Annotated in this window: 19 protein-coding genes; 8 read left to right on the top strand and 11 right to left on the bottom strand. The window is 70.6% G+C overall.

Features of this window, described 5'->3' with window-relative positions; translation table 11 throughout:
* Nucleotides 1–56: 56 nt before the first annotated feature.
* Nucleotides 57–1196, top strand: coding sequence for an FAD-dependent monooxygenase (locus tag Ari01nite_RS35780; protein ID WP_203786695.1), 1140 nt, complete (start codon nt 57–59; stop codon nt 1194–1196).
* On the opposite strand, the gene Ari01nite_RS35775 is transcribed toward Ari01nite_RS35780, so the two are convergent.
* Nucleotides 1190–2077, bottom strand: coding sequence for a helix-turn-helix transcriptional regulator (locus tag Ari01nite_RS35775; protein WP_203786694.1), 888 nt, complete (start codon nt 2075–2077; stop codon nt 1190–1192). The genes Ari01nite_RS35780 and Ari01nite_RS35775 overlap by 7 nt on opposite strands.
* Nucleotides 2078–2295: 218 nt before the next feature.
* Between Ari01nite_RS35775 and rox the strand changes: the two genes are divergently transcribed.
* Nucleotides 2296–3732 (top strand): rifampin monooxygenase, encoded by a 1437-nt coding sequence (gene rox, locus Ari01nite_RS35770; protein WP_203786693.1) that lies wholly within the window; start codon nt 2296–2298, stop codon nt 3730–3732.
* Nucleotides 3733–3782: 50 nt separating this feature from the next.
* Here rox and Ari01nite_RS35765 read toward each other — a convergent pair whose 3' ends face one another.
* The gene (locus Ari01nite_RS35765; RefSeq protein ID WP_203786692.1) at nt 3783–5141 is read right to left on the bottom strand and encodes a glycoside hydrolase family 6 protein; all 1359 of its coding nucleotides are present in this window, start codon (nt 5139–5141) and stop codon (nt 3783–3785) included.
* 296 nt (nt 5142–5437) lie between these two features.
* The gene (locus Ari01nite_RS35760) at nt 5438–7312 is read right to left on the bottom strand and encodes an elongation factor G (protein ID WP_203786691.1); all 1875 of its coding nucleotides are present in this window, start codon (nt 7310–7312) and stop codon (nt 5438–5440) included.
* A 462-nt stretch (nt 7313–7774) separates the two neighbouring features.
* On the opposite strand from Ari01nite_RS35760, the gene Ari01nite_RS35755 reads away from it, so the two are divergent.
* The 3 genes from Ari01nite_RS35755 to Ari01nite_RS35745 are packed head-to-tail and all read left to right on the top strand — an operon-like array spanning nt 7775 to nt 11324.
* Nucleotides 7775–9457 carry a serine/threonine-protein kinase gene (locus Ari01nite_RS35755; RefSeq protein WP_203786690.1) on the top strand — a complete coding sequence of 561 codons (1683 nt, stop codon included), beginning with the start codon at nt 7775–7777 and terminating at the stop codon, nt 9455–9457.
* A gap of 39 nt (nt 9458–9496) precedes the next feature.
* Entirely contained in the window at nt 9497–10474 is a 978-nt protein-coding gene (locus tag Ari01nite_RS35750) for an arabinan endo-1,5-alpha-L-arabinosidase (protein ID WP_203786689.1), read from the top strand.
* A complete protein-coding gene (locus Ari01nite_RS35745; protein WP_203786688.1) occupies nt 10464–11324 on the top strand; it encodes an aminoglycoside phosphotransferase family protein in 861 nt (286 codons plus the stop codon). The genes Ari01nite_RS35750 and Ari01nite_RS35745 overlap by 11 nt, the downstream gene beginning before the upstream one ends.
* Nucleotides 11325–11388: 64 nt before the next feature.
* On the opposite strand, the gene Ari01nite_RS35740 is transcribed toward Ari01nite_RS35745, so the two are convergent.
* The gene (locus Ari01nite_RS35740) at nt 11389–12327 is read right to left on the bottom strand and encodes a cutinase family protein (protein ID WP_239163295.1); all 939 of its coding nucleotides are present in this window, start codon (nt 12325–12327) and stop codon (nt 11389–11391) included.
* A 145-nt stretch (nt 12328–12472) separates the two neighbouring features.
* Entirely contained in the window at nt 12473–13033 is a 561-nt protein-coding gene (locus Ari01nite_RS35735) for a pyridoxamine 5'-phosphate oxidase family protein (RefSeq protein WP_203786687.1), read from the bottom strand.
* A 190-nt stretch (nt 13034–13223) separates the two neighbouring features.
* Here Ari01nite_RS35735 and Ari01nite_RS35730 point away from each other — a divergent pair, with 190 nt between their 5' ends.
* Nucleotides 13224–14198, top strand: coding sequence for a hypothetical protein (locus Ari01nite_RS35730; protein WP_203786686.1), 975 nt, complete (start codon nt 13224–13226; stop codon nt 14196–14198).
* A gap of 256 nt (nt 14199–14454) precedes the next feature.
* On the opposite strand, the gene Ari01nite_RS35725 is transcribed toward Ari01nite_RS35730, so the two are convergent.
* Nucleotides 14455–15588: a cellulose-binding domain-containing protein gene (locus tag Ari01nite_RS35725; protein WP_203786685.1), complete on the bottom strand. Its 1134-nt coding sequence runs from the start codon at nt 15586–15588 to the stop codon at nt 14455–14457.
* 186 nt (nt 15589–15774) lie between these two features.
* The gene (locus tag Ari01nite_RS35720) at nt 15775–16158 is read right to left on the bottom strand and encodes a MerR family transcriptional regulator (protein WP_203786684.1); all 384 of its coding nucleotides are present in this window, start codon (nt 16156–16158) and stop codon (nt 15775–15777) included.
* Nucleotides 16159–16206: 48 nt separating this feature from the next.
* Here Ari01nite_RS35720 and Ari01nite_RS35715 point away from each other — a divergent pair, with 48 nt between their 5' ends.
* Entirely contained in the window at nt 16207–16950 is a 744-nt protein-coding gene (locus tag Ari01nite_RS35715) for a methyltransferase domain-containing protein (protein WP_203786683.1), read from the top strand.
* Here Ari01nite_RS35715 and Ari01nite_RS35710 read toward each other — a convergent pair.
* Complete coding sequence (locus tag Ari01nite_RS35710) at nt 16932–17501, bottom strand: class I SAM-dependent methyltransferase (RefSeq protein ID WP_203786682.1); 570 nt, start codon at nt 17499–17501, stop codon at nt 16932–16934. The genes Ari01nite_RS35715 and Ari01nite_RS35710 overlap by 19 nt on opposite strands.
* A gap of 104 nt (nt 17502–17605) precedes the next feature.
* Here Ari01nite_RS35710 and Ari01nite_RS35705 point away from each other — a divergent pair, with 104 nt between their 5' ends.
* On the top strand, nt 17606–18442 hold the full coding sequence (locus Ari01nite_RS35705; protein WP_203786681.1) for a helix-turn-helix transcriptional regulator: 837 nt from the start codon (nt 17606–17608) through the stop codon (nt 18440–18442).
* Between the two features lie 9 nt (nt 18443–18451).
* Here the strand turns inward: Ari01nite_RS35705 and Ari01nite_RS35700 are convergent, their stop codons facing one another.
* The 3 genes from Ari01nite_RS35700 to Ari01nite_RS35690 form a co-directional block, all read right to left on the bottom strand.
* The gene (locus tag Ari01nite_RS35700) at nt 18452–18703 is read right to left on the bottom strand and encodes a hypothetical protein (RefSeq protein ID WP_203786680.1); all 252 of its coding nucleotides are present in this window, start codon (nt 18701–18703) and stop codon (nt 18452–18454) included.
* A 143-nt stretch (nt 18704–18846) separates the two neighbouring features.
* A complete protein-coding gene (locus Ari01nite_RS35695) occupies nt 18847–19740 on the bottom strand; it encodes a DUF1648 domain-containing protein (protein WP_203786679.1) in 894 nt (297 codons plus the stop codon).
* Nucleotides 19728–20090 (bottom strand): GntR family transcriptional regulator, encoded by a 363-nt coding sequence (locus Ari01nite_RS35690; protein WP_203786678.1) that lies wholly within the window; start codon nt 20088–20090, stop codon nt 19728–19730. Before Ari01nite_RS35690 ends, Ari01nite_RS35695 begins: the two co-directional genes overlap by 13 nt.
* Nucleotides 20091–20101: the final 11 nt, after the last annotated feature.

The following is a 20101-nucleotide window of genomic DNA, read 5'->3' as shown; positions in this document are numbered from 1 at the left end:
TCGAGTCTCTACAAGTGTAGAGTGAGCTCGTCACTACAGATGTAGAGGGGTTGGCGATGGAGCGGGTGGCGGTCGTGGCGGGTGGCGGCATCGGTGGGCTCGCGGTGGCCGCCGGGCTCGGGGCCCGGGGGTGGCGGGTCGAGGTGCTGGAGAAGGCGCCGGCGTTCGGTGAGGTGGGTGCCGGCCTGTCGCTGTGGCCGAACGGGATGCGGGCCCTGGACGCGCTCGGCCTCGGCGACCAGGTGCGGGTGCACGCGCTGCACGACATCCAGGGCGGCATCCGCGACCTGGACGGCCGCTGGCTGTCGCACACCGACACCGCCGCGATGGAACAGCGCTACGGGCCGGTCGTGATGATCCACCGGGCCGAGTTCCTGGAGATCCTGCACCGGGCCGCGCCGGGGCTGCGGCCGGGGACCGAGGTCACCGGCGTCGACCTCAGCGGGCCGCGGGTGCGGGTCGAGCACACCGGCGGAGTGACCGAGGCCGACCTGCTGATCGGGGCCGACGGCATCCGCAGCACGGTGCGCCGGGCGGTCTGGCCGCGCTCCCCCGAGCCTCGCTACGCCGGATACACCGCCTGGCGCCTGGTGGTCGACAGCGGCCCCCTGGCAGCCGGCGGGGAGACCTGGGGCCGCGGCGAACGGTTCGGGATCAGCCCGCTGCCGGGCGGACGCGCGTACCTCTTCGGGGTGGCCGGTCTCGCCGCGGGTGGCCGCAGCACGGACGGTGAACTGGCCGAACTGCGCCGGCGCTTCGGTGGCTGGCACGACCCGATCCCGCGGCTGCTGGATGCCGCCTCGCCCGGGTCGGTGCTGCGGCACGACATCTACGAGATGCCGGCACTGCCCTCGTTCGTGTCCGGCCGGGTCGCGCTGCTCGGCGACGCCGCCCACGCCATGACGCCCAATCTGGGCCAGGGCGCCAACCAGGCACTCGAGGACGCGATCACCCTGGTGACCGTCCTGGACGCCCACCCCGACGTGCCGGCGGCCCTGGTCGCGTACGACCATATGCGGAGGCCCCGCACCCAGATGATCAGCCGGCGGTCGCGCCGCATCGGCGCCCTGGCGCAGATGCGCGCCCTCCCCGCACTGCGCAACCTCGCACTGCGCCTGACCCCCTCGTCGAGCCTGCTCAACGCGCTCGCGCCGGTGCTCGACTGGCAGGTACCGGACGCCGGCCGTGCCTACTGATGGCGCAGCGACTGGGACGGCCGTTCGCCGTACGCGGTGCGGTAGACCGCGGTGAACCGGCTGTGGTTGGCGAATCCCCACCGGGCCGCGATCTCGGCGATGGTCGCGGTTGCCGGGTCGGCACTGAGCAACTGGCGGCGGACGTGCTCGAGCCGCACCCGGCGCAGATATCCGGTCGGGGTCGTGCCCAGATGGCGGCGGAACGCGAGTTGCAGCGCGCGGACCGTGACGTATGCGGCGGCGGCGATCTCGGCGGGGCCGACGTCCCGGTGCGCGTTCTCGTCGATGAACGCGACGGCCCGGCGCAGGCCGGCCGGATGCGCGTCGTGGCGGTGCTCGGCGGGCGGATCGACGAGCGCGTCGTTGGGGAAGACGGTCAGGGCCATGGCCGCCAGCAGCCGGGCCGCGTTGCCGATGAGCAACGGCTGGGCGGCGATGTTCGGGGCGGTGAGCACCGTATCGCGGACATAGGTACAGGTGGTGTTCCATCCTTCGCCGAGGCCGGCGGAGACCGGCTGGTATCCGGTGAACCGGACCTGGTCGGCGCCGGCCACGCTGGTGATCGCCTCGACGTCGAGGACGACCTGCTCGTGGTCGCCGGCTCGGACCATGGCGGTGCGCGCCCGGCCCGGCCGGCAGGCGAGGTAATCGTCGCCCGCGCCGTACCAGTTTTCCCGCCGGTCGGTGCGGAAGCCCACCGATCCGATGTGGACCCGGCCGAAGACCAGCGTGCCGGCCGGAGCCACGTCGGCATCGAGGTCGAAGTGGACGGTCGCCCGGTCGACGCGGATCGGGCCGGCACCGGCGGTGCTCAGCCGGATGCCGACCGGGCCGCCGTGGCGCTGGCCAGGCTCGAAGATGTCCCCTCGGGCCCGGCCCACCCCTCAACCCCGAGCCGGACGTCGATGGCGGCGCCGGAAAGAGACGCCGGAAAGAGACGCCGGAAAAGAGACGCCGGAAAAGATAAAGGCAGGAAAGTCAACGCATTCCCTGCCACTCTCAACGTATATCGCACCCCGGGCCTTGCGGCAAGACCCACACCGTCCTGCAGAATCGCTCGGTCGAAGCCGGGACCTGCGGAAATGGGGGATGGGGTTTCATGATCGATGTCATTGTTGCCGGGGGTGGGCCCACCGGGCTGATGCTGGCGGCCGAGTTGCGGCTGCACGGTGTCCGCGTGGTGGTGCTGGAGAAGGAGACCGTGCCGACGGCTTTTGTGCGGGCGCTCGGGCTGCATGTGCGCAGCATCGAGGTGCTCGGTCAGCGCGGGCTGCTGGAGCGGTTTCTCGCGGCCGGGCAGAAGTATCCGCTAGCCGGCTTCTTCGCCGGCATTCCGAAACCGGCGCCGGAGGGGCTGGACACCGCGCACGGCTACGTCCTGGGCATCCCGCAGACCAGCACCGACCGGCTGCTGGAGGAGCACGCCACCGCGGCCGGCGCCGAGATCCGGCGCGGTGCCGAGGTGACCGGGCTCAGCCAGGACGACGACGGCGTGACCGTCGAGTTGGCCGGCGGTGAGCGGTTGCGGGCGCGCTACCTGGTCGGCTGCGACGGCGGCCGCAGCACCGTGCGCAAGCTGCTCGGGGTCGCCTTCCCGGGCGAGCCCAGCCGGAAGGACACGCTGCTCGGCGAGATGGCGGCGACCGCGCCGCTCGAGACCGTGGCGGCCGTCGTGGCCGAGGTGCGCAAGACGCTGCTGCACTTCGGGCTGGGGCCGGTCGGGAACGGCGTCTACCGGGTGGTGGTGCCGGCCGCGGGAGTCGTCGAGGACCGGTCTACGACGCCGACGATCGACGAGTTCCGGACCCAGCTCACGGCGTACGCGGGCACCGATTTCGGGGTGCACTCGCCGCGCTGGCTCTCCCGGTTCGGGGACGCCACCCGGCAGGCCGAGCGCTATCGGACCGGGCGGGTGTTCCTGGCCGGCGACGCCGCGCACATCCACCCGCCGATGGGTGGCCAGGGGCTCAACCTCGGCCTGCAGGACGCGTTCAACCTGGGCTGGAAGCTGGCCGCGCAGGTCAACGGGTGGGCGCCGGCGGGGCTGCTGGACACGTACCACACCGAGCGGCACCCGGTGGCCGCCGCGGTGCTGGACAACACCCGCGCGCAGGGGGTGCTCATGTCGACCGACGCGGGCGCTCAAGCCGTACGGCGCCTGGTTTCGGAATTGATGGATTTTGCCGAGGTCAACCGGTTCCTGACCGAGAAAATCATTGCCACTTCGATCCGGTACGACGTGGGCGACGGCCACGAGTTGCTGGGCCGGCGCCTCCCGGACGTCCGGCTCAAACGCGGGCGCCTGTACGAGTTGATGCACGGCGGTCGCGGGTTGCTGCTCGACCAGACCGGACGGCTGTCGGTGCGCGGATGGGCCGATCGGGTCGACCACGTCGCCGACGTCAGCGAGGACCTGGACGTGCCGGCCGTGCTGCTGCGGCCGGACGGCTACGTCGCGTGGGTGGGCGACGACCAGCACGAACTGCTCGACCATCTGCCGCGATGGTTCGGCGAAAAGAGTTCGGGAAGACAGTAGGAGCCCGGTGCCGGGCCTGCCACCAACGGGCCCGGCACCGGACGCTTTATCTACAGCGCCGGGTAGGCGTTCTGGATCAGCTGCCGGAACTGGGCCTCGAACCAGTGCCCGGAGACCGGCGAACCGGACAGCGCACCGGACATGTTGTTGGCGTTACGCGGGTTGCCGGTGTACGTCGGGTCGCACATCCGGTCGAAGCCCTTGCCCTCGTCGTTCGGGATGGCCGTGCTCGAGCCGTCCGACTCGCCCGGGGGCTTCACCCACACGTACGCGTCCACCCCGGTGGTCGGCGCGGAGCGCGGGCGCTCACCGATGCCGGCACCGGACTGGTTGCACCAGTTGCCGAGGTGGATCCGCTTGTCGATGCGGGACTGGTTCATGTAGGTGATCGGGTCGGTGGAGGTGCTGCGCGCGGTGGGCCGGCCGGAACCGCCCCAGCCGTTGCGGGAGGTGTCGATGACCATGCTGACCGTGTGGCCGATCGCCGATTCCAGAACCGGCTTGTAGGCCCGTACGAAGGACACCTCGTCGATGTAGTTGTTCCAGTCGATCCAGCCGCCGGCCACCTCGCGGATCTTCTGGCCGCCGACCGTGTCGCTGACCGTGAAATACGGCTCGTTGAGGGCGCCGTAGTTGGCCACGTTGGAGGCGAACCCGTGCAGGGACTCCGGTGTGGCCGGTGCGGTGCGGACGACCTGGCCCATCAGGGTGGCGAACGGCTGGAAGTTGTCGGTCCAGCCGAGCCAGCCGTGGTGGCCGATGTCGACGTAGTTGTACACGTTCGGGATCGCGCCGAGCGTGCCCAGCGCGTACGCCACCCCGTCGCGGTAGACGCCGCTGGACAGCGCCTGGTCGCAGGTGGTGCCCTGGGCGGTCGGCCGGGAGCCGACGTTGGTGATCAGGTTGGGTAGCGAGTCGATCTCGACGACGTTCACGATCCGCATGTTGGCGTACGCCGGCTGACGCAGGATCGCCGCGATCGCGTCGATGAACTCGGTCTTGTACCGGGGCAGATCACTGAGCGACAGCTCACCGTTGGACGCCAGCGCGGCGCAGTCCCGGCCGGGCAGGTTGTAGGTGACCATCTGGAACACGGTGGCGCCCTGCGCGACGGCAGCGTCGAGGTGTGCCTTGAGGCCGCGGCCGGAGGTGGTGCCGGCGATCGCGGCGATCCGGTCCATCCACACGAAGGTGGCCTGGCCGGCGATGGCGCCGCCGCCGCTCGACCGGGCTCGCGCGGCCCAGTCCTCGTTGACGTAGGCCCGGCCGCCCGCGAACGGGTTGGCCACGCGGGCCAGAGAGACGTCGTCGGCGGCGGCGGGCTGAGCGGTGACGGCGCTGAGCGACGCGGTGAGGGCGACCGCGGCGAGGACGGCCATCGCCCCACGGAGACGGGATTTGTGGGTCATAGGTACTCCTTGCCATCTCCCGCGGCGGTGGTGAGGCAGGGGCCAACGCCGGCGGGTTGCTGGATAGCGTGCGCCGCCGCCGTGGCGGCGCCATACCTGAGCCGTCGCCCTGCCTACTGGGGGGTGACCTCGACGACGGCGGAATTGGGAGCGCTCCCACAATCTGTGATCGGTAAATATCGTCACATGCGTGAAGATCCTTAGCAACCATTGATAAGAGTCAATATCAATTAGCTCGAAATGGATCTTTGACGAGGGTAATTCACGACAGCGGAGGCCATGCGGCAAACCTTGCGCTAGCGGCGACTCCAGGCAGGTCGTGAATAACCCTCGGTTGGCCGGTAACAATCGAATTCGCTCTCCAGCAGACCCTCGCCGTGAGTCAGCACCGGCACCGCCTGTTCCAACTCGCGCAGCCGGGCCACCGGGATCAGGCCGCCGGCCAGGAACCGGTCGCCGCGCACCTCGGGCACGTCCGGCACCGCGCCGAACCGGCCCAGCGCGCCGAGCACCGCGCCCAGCGCCACGGCCGGCCCGTCCAGCCGGAACCGGTGGATCGGCTCGCACACCACCGTGCCGGCCGAGCGCAGCGCCGCCATCAGCACCGACGGCAGCAGTTTGCGGAAGTCGGCCGCGGTGGTGCCCGGCGACACGAAACCGGTGCGCGGCGCCCGTACCCGGATGTCGGTCACCTGCCAGCCGTGCGGGCCCTCGGCGAGCGTGCGGTGCACCGTGGCGGCCAGCGCGTCGCGGAAGAACTCCTCGGTGCGGAACACGTGGATCGGCACCCCGTCGATCGGCGCCGTCAGCTCGAACGTGACGCCCGAGCCGACCGGCGCCGGCTCGACCTCCAGCACGATGGTGGCCAGGTACGGGTTGCCGTCCTTGCCGAGCGTCGCCTCGGCGCGGCCGGGACCGGCCGGCCGCTCGATGTGGATGGTGCTGGTCTCCCGGAACGCCACCGCGACCCCGTACTGCTCGGCCAGCGTGGTCTCGATGACCTCCTTCTGCACCTCGCCGTAGAGCGACACCGACAGCTCGCCCTGCCGGTCGTCCTGCCGCAGCCCGATCAGCGGGTCCTGCTCGGCCAGTTCGGCCAGCGCGGTGGCCAGCGCGTGCCGGTCCGCCGGGCGCCGCGGCACCACCACGGTCGCCAGGGTCGGCGGCGCGAACAGGTGCCAGGCCGAACCGTCCGGCACCGCGCCGATCGGGTCGCCGATCCGCACCCCACGCAGCCCGTACACCTTGCCGATCTGGCCGGCCCTCAGCGCCGTGCCGCCCTCGATCGCGGTGACCACGCCGGCCGGCGTCCGGTCGCGCACCCGCAGGGTTCCGGAGAACATGCGCACCACCGCGATCCGCGCGCCGGCCCGGTCGCGCTCCACCTTGAACACCGTGCCGCCGACCGGTCCGTCCGGGTCGCCGGCCGCCGTCGGCAGCAGCTCGACGAGGCCGTCCATCAGGTCGTCCACCCCGGCGCCGGTCACCGCCGAACCGAAGTAGACCGGGTGGATCTGGGCGGTCCGGCAACGCTTGCGGAGCGCTTCGCGCATGCGGGGGTACGGGAGGGATCGCTCATCGCGTACGAAAGAAGCAAGCAGGTCGTCGTCCTCGGAGATCTCCACCAGCCGGGCGGCGAAGCTTGCGTCGGCGCAGCCGAGCGGGCGAGCCGTGGCATCCGGCGTGCCCAACCCGCGGGGCTCGCTCACCGCCACGATGTCCGCGGTGAGCCGGGTCGCGAGGTCGTGCAGCAGGTCGGCGGCGCGCGCACCGGCCCGGTCGATCTTGTTGACGAACAGCAGCGTGGGCACCCGCAACCGGCGCAGCGTGCGCATCAGGACGCGGGTCTGGCCCTGCACGCCCTCCACCGCGGAAACCACCAGCACGGCGCCGTCGAGCACACGCAGCGCCCGTTCCACCTCGGCGATGAAGTCCGGGTGGCCGGGTGTGTCGATGAGATTGACCGTGACGTCGCCGACCGGGAACGAGGCGACCGCGGTCTTGATCGTGATGCCGCGGCGGCGTTCCAGCTCGAGCGAGTCGGTCTGGGTGCTGCCGGCGTCCACGCTGCCGACGGTGTCGATGACCCCGCCGGCATAGAGCAGGCGCTCGGTCAGGCTGGTCTTACCGGCGTCGACATGCGCCACGATGCCGAGATTGAGAAAGCTCACCAGGTGTCAGGTCCTTCGATGCGGAGACGGCTTCCAACGGACGGAGCGGGAAACCACCGCGCATGTCTCCTCCTTGGACGAAACGGACCTGATCCGCGTACGCTAACGTCTGCCCGGCCGGCGCGCCTCCGAATTACCGCGCGCCGCTGTGACGAGGATCACTAACCCGTCGGTAATGCGGATCAAGTTTGTTTACAGCTGTCGATTGGCATACTCACTCTGCGTGCCCCCGGGCGTTGACCTGCCGGTACTTACGAGTAGCTGAACGATCGTGCAGGGTTGTGGCTGTCAAGTGCTGGAACGCCGTAATCTACGGTCCTGGATAGACGATCTCGGTCGGAAACTCGTCACCATCAGTGACCTGTCCTAGCCGACAGCGATCGGTATGCTCCCTAACTCGAGCGAGTCGCACGTGTCGATGCACGTGCATTGGTCTTAACGAGAAAAAGTGGAGCGCTCCACATGCCCAGTTGGCCCCTGAGGCCCGGGGACCCGCGGCGGCTCGGCGACTACCGACTGCTCGCTCGGCTGGGCGAGGGCGGCATGGGAACCGTCTTCCTGGGCCGGGACGCCGCCGGCCAGCCGGTCGCGGTCAAGGTCATCCGGCCCGAGTTCGCGGACAACGCCGAATTCCGCGCGCGCTTCCGCAGCGAGGTGAACCGGGTCCGCGAGGTGCCCACGTTCTGCACCGCCGCGGTGCTCGACGCCGACCCGGACAACGAGACGCCCTACCTCGTCGTCGAGTACGTGGCCGGGCCGAGCCTGCAGGAAGTGGTCGAGGAGCAGGGCCCGATGTCGGCCGGCGACCTGCACAGCGTGGCGGTCGGGGTGGCCACCGCGCTCACCGCGATCCACGGCGCCGGCGTCATCCACCGCGACCTGAAACCGCGCAACGTCCTGCTCTCGCTCGGCCTGCCCAAGGTGATCGACTTCGGGCTGGCCCGCGCCCTCGAGACGACCCGCGGACACACCCGCACCGGCCACTTCATGGGCACCGTCGACTACATGGCCCCGGAACGCCTCGACTCCAGCCTCGGCCCGGCCACCCCGGCGGCCGACATCTTCGCCTGGGGCGCGGTGATCGCGTTCGCCGGCACCGGGCGCATCCCGTTCAACGGCGACACCCCGATGCAGACCGCCGCCCTGATCCTCACCAAGCCGCCCGACCTGCGCGGCCTACCGCCGGCGCTGACCGGTCTGGTGGGCCGCGCGCTGTCCAAGGACCCGAACGAGCGGCCCACCGCCAACGAACTGCTCCAGGAGCTGCTCACGGTCGGCCGCCCCGACCCCGATCAGCCGCTGCCGGCCGCCAGCCGGGCCGGCAGTGCCCGGTTCGACCTGCGTGAACTGGTCGACCCGGTGGCCACCGAGGTGCCCCGGCCGGCCCCGCCGACCGTCCGGATCGAACGCAAGCCGCGCCGCCGCCGCTTCGCCGGGATCACCGCGCGGCGGCTCAACCTGGTGATCGGCGCGCTCATGGTGGCGTCGGTGACCGCGGCGACCGTCGCGTACGCCCGCACCACCAACGACGGTGAGCCGCCGGCCGCACCGGCCGACGCGCAGGCCAAGGTCGCGCCGGCCACGTCCGCCGACCCGGAGCCGCGGCTGCGCGGGCCGGCCTTCTTCGACCCGCTGCGGGCGCCCGGCCGGTTCGGTGAGAGCGCCGCCGCGAACGGCCGCTGCACCTTCCGGTACGGCCAGTTGCGCGCCTCGTCCAAGCCGCGCTCGACCTACCAGTGCCCCGGGCCGGACGACGTGTTCGCCCACGACCAGCTGATCAAGGTCCGGGTCAACCTGGCCCACGAGGGCACCTGTGCGATGGTCTGGTTCCGCTTCCACGGCCACCGCGGATACCAGCTAACCGCCTGCACCCACCAGGTGGAACTCGAGGAACTGGACGGCGCCCTGCTGACCTCGATCGGCCGTATCTCGTCGGACGCGCTCCAGCCGGGCAGCCCGCACTGGATCTCGATCGAGATAGCCAGCGAACACGCCACGGTCGCCATCGACGGCACCGACACTCTCCAGGCCGCCGTCGCCGACCCGGAGATCTTCTCGGGCCGCATCCAACTCGGTGTCACCAACACCAGTCCCACCGAGTTGGCCGAGGTTTCCTTCGCCGACCTGGAGGTTCGTGCCGGCTGAGTTTGGTGACGATCGATGTTACCGCTAACATCTCCGCCCATGACGAAACGTTCCGGCCTGGCCGCCCTGCTGGTCATCGCCCTGGTCGCCGGCTGCGCCGCGAAGGACGAGGACCCGGCCCCGGAACCGACGCCCACCTACCCCGCGCCGATCGAACTGGACGGCGTTTTCCTGGCACACGACCCGGCGATCGTCAAGCGGCCGGACAAGACCTATCTGGTCGCGTACACCGGCAATAATGTCGCTTTGAAAAAGTCCAAGGACCGGATCACGTACGAGGAGGCAGGCGCTGCCTTTCCGGACGGCGCGCCGTGGACCTCGAAATACACCAAGGGCAGCCCGAGCCTGTGGGCGCCGGACCTGACCTACCGCGACGGCAAATACTGGCTGTTCTACTCGGCGTCGACGTTCGGCTCCAACAATTCGGCGATCTTCCTGGCCACCAGCACCACCGGCGAACCGGGCAGCTGGAAGAACCTCGGGCTGGTCCTCGAATCGCAGTCCTCGGACAACTTCAACGCCATCGACCCCAACCTGTTCGTCGACGGCACCGGGCGCTGGTGGCTCACCTTCGGCTCGTTCTGGTCGGGCATCCAGGAGGTCGAACTCGACCCGAAAACGGGTAAGCGGCTCGATACCACGATGCGCAACATCGCCGGTCGCGGCGGCGGCGCGATCGAGGCGCCATTCCTGTTCCAGCACGGCACGTATTACTACCTGTATGTGGCCTTCGACAAATGCTGCGAGGGAGCGTCGAGCACGTACCGGGTCATGGTCGGGCGCTCCACCAGCCCCACCGGCCCGTTCGTCGACCGGAAGGGCACGGACATGGCGGCGGGCGGCGGCACCGAGATCCTGGCCGGCCACGGCAGCATCCACGGCCCCGGCCATCCCGCGGTGCTGGCCGACGACGACGGCGACGTGCTGGTCTACCACTACTACGCCGACAACAACGCGGCCGTGATGGGCATCAACCTGCTCGGCTACGACGCCGAGGGCTGGCCGTATGTCCGCTGAGCCAAAACTGCTCGGCCAGGGCATGGAGGGCGCCGTCTACGAGATCGACGAGTCCTGGGTGCGGAAGGTGTGGTTCGCCGGCTCGGTGCCGGCGCTGCGCCGGACGGCGGCCTTCTACGAGGCGCTGGCCGCGAAGGCGTTGAGTTTCGCGGTGCCGCACATCGCCGAGATCTCGGTGGTCGGCGGCCAGGTGGTCACGGTCGAGCGGCGGCTGCCCGGCTCGACACTGCCGGCCGACGCGCCGCTCGACGTGGTCGTCGGCATCCTGGCCGAACTCGCCGCCGTGGGTGAGCTCGCACCGGCCCGGGAACTCGCGGTGCTCGGCGGGGAAACGCCGCTGCACCATCCCGGGGAGGCCTTCCCGGTGGCGCTGGCGCGGGTGGCGGCCGACCGGTTGGAGCAGTTCCGGCCCGTGCTGAACGACGCGGTCGGCAACCTGGAGGCCAAGGCCGCGGCGCTGCTGGAGCGCCTGCCCGAGGTGGACACCGGCCGCCGATCGGTGGTGCACGGCGACCTGTTCCCGGCGAATGTCCTGGTCGGCGCCGCGGGGCGGCCGAGCGCCGTGCTGGACTGGGGTTTCCTGACCACCGAGGGGGATCCGGCCTTCGACGCGGCGGTCACGGCCGCGATCTTTGACATGTACGGGCCGGAGGCGCTGGCGACGGAGCGGCGCCTGCTGGCCCGGATGTCGGAACGGTTCGGCTACGCCCCCCGCACGCTGCTGGTCTACCGCGCGGCCTACTCCCTGATCACGGCGAACGCGTACAGCGCGGACGGCAAGGACGGTCATTTCGCCTGGTGCGTCACGGCGCTGAATCGGGACGACGTCACCCGCGCCCTGCTGGGCTAGATCGGGTGGACGCCGGCTCGCGTGGCGGCGCGAACCGGCTGTGGGCGGCCTTCTGGCCTGGTGGTCAGCCGCCTAGTTGCTGGGCGGCGAACTGGGCGCCGTCCTGCACGGTGCCGTTGCGGGCGTAGGCGAGGTGCGCCGCGAAGTTGTTCCCGCCTCCGCAGACCGGGTCGCCGTTGTTGCAGAACTCGATGGCCCGGCCCGCGAAATCCGGGTTGGCCTGGGCGATCGTCTGCCGCCGCAGCCCGAGCGGATTGCCGTACACGACCACGGCCGCAACCCGCGACTCCAACTCGGCCGGAATCGCCGCGCCGGGCGTGCCGGCGTTCTCGATCCCGATCGCGATGTCGGTGACGCTCGCGCCCTGCGAATAACCACCGATCACAAACTGCGTGTTCGGACAATCCTGAGCCACTTCCTGGATGTGCTGGCTCATGTTGGTGGCCCCCGGGCCGGCGCTGCGCTGGTTCGACGCGGCCGCATAGACCACGGCGAACGACTCGACGGTCCGGTCCGGCAGCTCATCGGCGAGCGCCTGGGCAAGGGGCCGTCCCACGATGCCGAGCCCTTGCGGTTCACCGGTGCCGCGCGCGAACACGAGCTCCACGTCCGGGCAGCCGGCCGCATTCTGTCCACCGCCGTTGCCCTGACCCGCCCCGCCGTCGCCCTGCCCAGCACCGTTGCCCTGCCCAGCACCGTTGCCCTGCCCAGCACCGTTGCCCTGCCCAGCACCGTTACCCTGCCCCGCGCCGCCGTCCGCGCCGTTCTGTGCCCGGCGCTCACGGAGGCGCTCGAGGAACGAGCCGTCCCGAGGCCCACCCAGACCGCCGCCGGCGAACCCGCCGCCCGCCGCCCGAGGCCCGAAACCCGGCAGCGTGCCCGCGAACGCACTTGGCATCACGACGGCGCCCACCGCCACCACGGCCACGCTGATCCCGATCGCCAGATACCGCCGCGACCGTCCCGCGCTTCTCCTTCTCGACCCGATTCGTCTTCTCGGCATCCCCATCCGCCTCTGCTCGGAAATCGGCCACCGGCCGACTGGTACCGACGAGTACCCCGGCGCCCAGAAACCGGTTCGAGCCTGTTCACGATGCTGAGACGGCCGTCTCACGATGGATTGCTGCGGTCCGGACCTGAACTTTTTCTCAGTGCGCCGGTTGCGGCGACGCCACTCCGGGCGCGCCGGGGATGAAGTATTCGCTCTTCTTGGAACCGCCCTGCCGGGCGACTTTCACCAGGTGCGGGATGTGCTTGGCGCAATGGATGTACGCCTCCTGCACGCGCGCGACGACCCACAGGCGGGCGCGCAGGCCGGGCGGCGCGTCCGGTTGCTGGTCGGGGTCCTCGACGATTTCCGCGGTGGCGTTCACGTGCAGCCCGATGACGTCCTGGAAGTCGACGAAGAGCAGGCCGACGTGGGCGTTCTCGGTGATGTTGCCGAGGCTGGCCAGGACGCCGTTGCCGCGGTACTCGGGCCAGCTGAGGTGCTCGTGGTCGAGCACCCGGACGAATCCGGGCGGCCCGGCCCGGAAGGTGTTGTCGCAGTCGCCGCTCGCGTCGGCGGTGGCCAGGAACATCATCTCCTGCCGCGCGATGAAGCCCTGCATGGTGTCGTTCAGGTGGTCGAGGGTCTGTCGCGCATGGAACGCGTCGGCCCGCTCGCGCGTGCCGAGCCGATCCTGCAGTTGTCGCTCGCCGTGGTTCACGATGGCCCTCTCTGCCGGCGGATCCTTCCTCTCCCCCGCTGGGCCACAGTTTCACAGAGTAATCGTTTGATCGCACTTAGTTGCAAATTGCATGATCGCATTTCTTCCCAATTGACAGTGACGTCCATCAATATTATGGTCCGAAAAGGTTTTCGGGCCGCTGGGACGGAACCGTTAGGGAGTGAATGTCATGAATCTCCGCACCGGACGGCGTTGGGTACAGCTGGCCACCATCGGCGTTGGGCTGACCGCAATCGTCGCGGCGGCGGGCGCCGCCTCGGCCGCCGAGCAACCGGCCGCCCCGGCCGCCCTCCGCCCCGCCGCACCGGCTCCCGGCCAACCCGGCGCCCCCGTCCGCGGCGAGGTGCCCGGACTGACCGGGGAGGCCGCCGCCAAGCTGGCCGGCGGGGCAGCCACCCGCTTCAGGGAGCTGACCGAGCAGCGCGTCGCGGCCGCCCGGAACAGCCTGGCCGCTGAGACCCTGCACACCGCGTGGGGCACCGCGTTCAGCCAGCCGCAGGCCCAGGGCATCCGAGGCACCCTCAGCGTGCTGACTGGCGCCGGCACCACCACCCGCGGCGGCGAGTACATCTATTCGCCGACCTCGCTGAGCCCGGGTGGCGCCTGCATCGAGATCACCACCGCCTACACGCCGTCCGGCCCGCTGGTCTGGGCCTGGGACTGGTGCGGCGGCAACGCGGGGGTCGGCAAGGCCATCGCGATCAACAGCAGCTTCCTGTCGAAGTACACGACCACGGTGAACGGGCTGCCCGCGTACACCTTCGAAGTGAGCAAGACGGACGCAGCCACCAATGCCTGGACCGCGTACCTGTTCAACTACCAGACGAACGCGTACGAGACCTTCTACACCAGTTCCGGCACATACGACCTGGGCGAGACGTGGTTCGGCTGGAACATGTTCGAGATCTACAGCGACGTGGAACCGTCCACGGGCGCCGGCTACTACTGCACCGACATGGCCGGCCAGTCGTTCGACGCGAGCTCCATCCAGGTCAAGCTGAACGGCACCTGGGCACTGGCGACGTCCGCCAACTCGTACTCGTACGGGAACCCGCCGCCGCCCGGCAGCAACTTCCAGTGCCCGAAACTGACCTTCGCGATGGACAGCCCGAACAACCACTGGAGCGCCCGCATCGCGCGCTGACCCGCGTCCAAGACCGGTGGCCGGCAGCGCTGGGAATATCCGGAATGAGCGAGTACGGAATGCACATGCTGCGCGAGGGCTCGCGGCAGTTGCCCGCTACTCCTCATCCACGGATCCGAGGCTTCAGGTGGCTCCTGGAGCCCGATGATCCCGGCGCTGACCGGCCACCACCACGTCCTGGCCCGGCCGACCGGAAACGCCGGCGCCGAGCTGACCCGGCTGGTGCGCGCGCGGATGCGCACCAGCCGGGTTTCTCTCAGGACAGGAAACTGCCGTACGGGCCGTTCAGGATGTTGTTCTTCTGGGCCTGGCTGAAATGCGTGTTCGGGTAGCTGTAGAACGACGCGGACATCGGGGTGCCGTCGGTCGAACTCGAGTCCGGCAGGCCGAAGGCGTGGCCCAGCTCGTGCACCATGCCGCCGTACCAGCGGTTCATGTTGCCGCCGATGCCGGCCGCGCCGTCGGCGTCGTGGCCGCTGAGGATGACCCAGCCGCCGCCACCGCCGCCGCCCGAGCAGGACGCCTCGGCGCTGATCTCGCCGACGTTGATCCAGCGGCTGTCCGGTGCACGCAGGCCCAGCTTGCGCATCAGTTCCTGCTGCATGTTGAAGACCACCCACCAGTAGCACTCGTTGCCGTTGGGGGTGTTCTCGTACCAGGACCGGGGGTGGTCGCCGTTGACGACCTCGACGACCGGGTTGTTGAGCTTGAAGGTCTTGCCCAACTCCTGCTGGTAGTACCGCTGCGACTCGCGCATCACGCCCGCGATGCCGTCGACGTAGCGCTGGTCGAACGCCACATCGGTGGGCTTGAGCCAGTAGACCCGGACGGTCCCGTTGGGGGGAGTCTGCGGCGCGGAGGTCGGCTGCGTGGTCGGCGCCGTCGTCGGGGAGGTGGTGGGCGCGGTGGTGGGGGAAGTGGTCGGCCCAGTGGTCGGCCCGGTGGTCGGCCCAGTGGTCGGCGCCGCCGTGCCGGTGCAGGCCACGCCGTTGAGCGTGAAGCTGGCCGGCGCCGGGTTCGACGCGTTGTTCCACGAGCCGTTGAAGCCGAACGACACCGCGCCGTTGGTGGCCAGGCCGCCGTTCCATGCGGCGTTGACCGCGGTGACCGTGGTGCCGCTCTGGGTCGCGGTCGCGTTCCAGGCCTGCGTCACGGTCTGGCCGGCGGTGAACGACCAGCGCACGGTCCAGCCGCTGAGCGCGTCGCCAAGGTTGGTCACCGTGACGTTGGCGCCGAAGCCACCCGACCACTGCGAGCCAACCGTGTAGGTGACGCTGCAGCCGGCCGCGGCCGCCTGGGCCGCGGCGGTGGCGGTGGCAGCTGCCGCGCCGGCAACGGCCGCGACCAGCGCGGCCGCGGTGAGGGATGTGCGGCGTGCTCGATGAAGCATCTCGCCTCCTTGGGGGGAAGAGGCCGTGATGGTGTGGGCGGCCGGCACCGAAAGTGCCTCGAGCCGACTCCGGGCCCCACCCCGCGTCAGCCGTCCCGGCGTCAACACCCGCGCGGCGACATCGACTTATCTCGATGGCACCAGCCACGATCGCGCACGAAAACGTTTTCGGCAAGTCAGGCGGGGTCAGGCCTGCTGGGACAGGGCCAGCTCCTGGAACCGGGGGCATTCGCGGTAGTCCGGGTGGGGGCAGCGCAGTCCGTGCTCCAGCATCGTCGCGGACTGCTCCAGGCGGGCGATCCGCTCGCGTACCTGGGTCAGATGGTCCTGCATCAGCTGGCGGCGGCGCTTCCGGTCCGGGGCGGTGATCAGCTCGCGTACCTGCTCCAGGCTGAAACCCGCGTCCTTGGCCAGCAGGATCTCGGCCACCCGGGGAACGTCCGCCGCACCGTACACCCGCCGGCCGGCCACCCGCCGGGCGGGAGAAAGCAGCCCCATGTCCTCCCAATGCCGCAAAACGTGCGTGGCCAGGCCGAAGCGGGCGGCCAGCTCGCCGATGGAGTACTCCACGTCGCCCTCCTTGACTTCAGGTCGACCTTAAGTCAGATAGTCGGGTGCATGCTCGACACCGAAGCCCTGATCCGCGCCCTGGACACCGCCGAGTCCACGCCCGACGCCACGGCGTTGCGGGCACGCAGTTATGACCTGCTGCGCCTGCCGAAGGGCGGCACCGTGATCGACGTCGGCTGCGGGACCGGCCGCGCGGTATTCGAACTCGGTCCGCACGCGATCGGCGTGGACCCGGATCCGGTGATGCTGGCCGCCGCTGAGAAAAGATTTCCAGGCATAGATGTACGCGCTGCCGACGCGACGGATCTGCCGGTGCGCGACGGCGCGGCGCACGGCTACCGCGCCGACAAGGTCTTCCACGTGCTGCCCGATCCCGGCGCCGCGCTGGCCGAGGCCCGCCGCGTGCTCGCTCCCGGCGGCCGGATCGTGCTGCTCGGGCAGGACTGGGACACGATCGTCATCGACTCCGATCTCGGCGACCTGACCCGCCGCATCGTGCACGCGCGGGCCGACGGGATGCCCCATCCGCGCATTGCCCGCGCGTACCGCAATCTGCTTTTGACTGTGGGTTTTCGCGAAGCGGAGGTGGAGGTGCACACCGCGATCTTCACCGAGGCCGGTTTTCTGCCGCTGCTGGCCAAGCACGCCGAGGTCGCGGTCGAACGGGGCGCGATCGGCGGCGTCGAGGCCGAACGGTGGCTCGGCGAGCAGACCCGGCGCGCGGAGACCGGCCGGCTGCTCGTCTACCTGCCGATCTTTGTGGCCTCGGCGACTCAGCGCGAGGCGCGGTAGAAGACATAGCTGCCGAGCGGACCGGGGCGACGGCCGCGACCGTTCTCGGCCGGACCGGTCAGGCCGGCGTCGCGCATCAGCCCCAACAGCTTGCCGGGGTCGTTGACGGCCAGGTCCACGGCGTGCAGTTCGCCGCCCGGCCGCAGCACCCGGTGGACCTCGCGCATGGCCCGCGCCTCCTCGGTGGCGTCGAGGTGGTGCAGCATGAACGCGGACAGCACCCGGTCCACGCTCGCGTCCGGCAGCGGCAACTCCCCCGCGAACGCCTGCTCGAACCGCACGTTCCCGGTCTTGCGGCGCGCCCGGCGCAGCGCGGCCGGGTCCGGGTCGATGCCCACCGCGTCCACTGCCACGCCCCGCTTCCCGAGCGCGACCAGCAGATTTCCGGTGCCGCAGCCGATCTCCAGCACCCGGTGGCCGGGCTGGACGGCGGCCCGGTCGAGCAGCTCGCCGTGCACCTTGCCGGCGCCGAGGAGACGGGTGAACGGGTCGTACAGGAACAGCATCCAGTGCTTGCCCATCGCGGGCAGGTAGTGGGTGTGCCCGGTCATCTCGCGCACTCCTTCATCAGACAAAATTTGGCCGTACGCTCAGCGTCATGCACGGTGGTGACCCGAGCAATGGCCGATCCGTGGGCCTGATGCGACAATCTTCGGTGCCCAGGGTCGGCTTCGACCGAGTCCCCGGAGCCGCGCCGGTGGTGGCCGTGCACCTGCCGCACGACTCGGTGGCCGAGCGCCGGCCGCACGCCCACGACTTCCTCGTCCTGTTCTACGCCCACCGCGCGGACGGCCGGCCGGTGCGGATCGACGGGCGCGACTGGCCGGTCGCCGAGGGTGACCTGTTCGTCATCACGCCCGGTCAGGTGGTGTCGGCGCCGCAGCCGGTCACCGAGGGCTGGGTGGTGTTCTTCCCGGCCGAGGTGGCCCGGGGCCAGGCGGCCTGGCGCTCGCACCCGTTGCTGTTCCCGTTCGCCCGCGGCGCCGACCGCGCCCAGCGCCTGCAGATCCCGGCGGCCGAACGCGACGACTGGCTGGCCCGGTTCACCGCGCTGGACGCCGAGTTGCGGAACCGCCGCGACGGCCACCAGGAGGCGGCGTTGGCCCACCTGACCCTGCTGCTGGTGGCCCTGTCCCGGCTGTCCACCGACGTGGCCGGCGAGTTGCGCTCGGCCGACGAGCCGCTGCTGGCCGCGGTCTTCGACGTGATCGAACGGCGCTACCACGAGCCGATCTCACTGACCGACGTGGCGGCCGAACTGGCTCTGACCGCGGGCCACCTGACCACGGTGGTACGCCGCAAGACCGGCCGCACGGTGCAGCAGTGGCTGACCGAACGCCGCCTGCAGGAGGCCCGCTGGCTGCTCACCGGCACCGACCTGACGGTGGCCGCAATCAGCCGCCGGGTCGGATACCCGGACGTCAGCTACTTCATCAAGAGGTTCCGGGCCGGCCACGAGATAACGCCGGCCCAGTGGCGCCGCGGTCGGTGAATGCAGAACTCAGGCGCGCAGGTCGTCCAGTGTCGCGCCGGCGACGATGCGGGCGATGTTGCCGCTGTGGTCGCGGTCGGCCAGCCGCCGGGCGAGCTCGTCGAGGTCGGTGATGTCGCCGTAGGCGGCTTGGAGCGCGGCCCGCATCAAGTCGACGTGACCTTCTTCCCGACCTTCTTCCCGACCTTCTTCGCGACCTTCTTCGCGGTTTCTGCGGGCGATCTCGCGGCCGGTCTCGGTCTGCTCGAGGATGTCGTTCATGCCTCTCCTTCGCAGTGCTTCTACCAGCTCTACCTCGTCTTGCGCCTACTAGGCAAGAGTCATCTTGACTACCGTCCGGAAGCTGGTGAAGTTCGCACGCCGCCGGCCTCGCGGCTGAGTTCGCATCAGCGCACCGTGCGACCTCAGCCGGTCGCTCGGGCCTGCAGGGCGGTAAGCAGTGCGGCCGGGGTGCGCGGGTCGTCCATGGTGACCGCGAACCGGCGGCCGCCGCGCAGGTGGAGCACCAGGCCGGGGCCGGCGCGCAGGACCAGCGCGGTGCGGCCGGGGATGACCCGGTAGCCCCAGCCGCCCCACTCCAGCGGGTTGATGTCGGCGACCTCGACGCCGGTGATGTCGGACAGCGGGATGCGCTTCACCGGCACCCCGATCAGGCCGGCCACCACGCGCAGGCCGCGGGTGTCGGCGGTGACCCGGATCCGGCCGAACATCAGCCCGGCTGCCAGCACCACGGCCAGGACCGGCCACAACACGGGCTGGGCGAGGGCGGCGAAGACCGCGATCGGCAGCGCCGCGACCAGCGTGACCGCCATGATCAGCGGGGCGCGCAGGGTGGTGCTGAACGCAGCCCGCTCGGTGGGTGCCAGGTCGAGCGGATCGACGCCCTGCGGCGCCGGCCGGACCGGGCTGGCGGACGGTCCGGCCACCGCGGCGACGAGGGCGCCCCAGCCCAGGCCGGCGACGAAGTAGACGAAGCGCCAGCCGAGCCGGCCGTCGGACAGGGCGGCCTCGGCGGTCGACAGCCAGATGCCGGCTGTCCCGCCGGTGACGGCACCGGCCACTCCGGTCAGCAGGCGGGAGCGCCCCGCGACAAACACGCCGGCCACGCCCGCGGCGACGGCGATCACCAGGAGCGTCACCCCGAACCAGGTGGCCGAGCTGTACCGGTCGGGCGCGCCGAAACCGTTCCAGTGTGTGCCCATCCGCTCCGGCAACCGGTCGGACCAGGCCGCCCAGGTCGCCACGATGACCACCACCGGCAGCCAGATCAGTACCGCTGCTGTCCTCACTCCCCGCACGGCTGCGCCTCCCTCATTATCGCGAGCATCTCCGCGTCCCCCAGACCCTGCCGCCGGGCCTCACCGACGAATTGCCGGGCCAGCTCGACCAACCGCAGCCGGGCCGCGTCGGCGTCACCGCGAACCACCGCGCCCCGGCCGCGCCGGAGCTCGATCAGGTCCTCGTCGCGCAACTTCGCGTAGGCCCGCAGCACGGTGTGCAGGTTGACGTCGAGCACGTCGGCCAGTTCCCGGGCGGCCGGCAGCCGCTCGCCGGGCGCGAGCTCGCCGCGCACGATGCCGCCACGCACCTGGGCGGCGATCTGATCGGCCAGCGGCTGGGTGGCCGCCACGTCAACGCGGAACAACATGTTTGCATTCT

Origin of the sequence: Paractinoplanes rishiriensis, from assembly GCF_016862375.1 — a bacterium.
Lineage (GTDB): Bacteria > Actinomycetota > Actinomycetes > Mycobacteriales > Micromonosporaceae > Actinoplanes > Actinoplanes rishiriensis.
The sequence above is the reverse complement of the archived record's forward strand: the minus strand, read 5'-3'. Positions and strand labels throughout refer to the sequence as shown.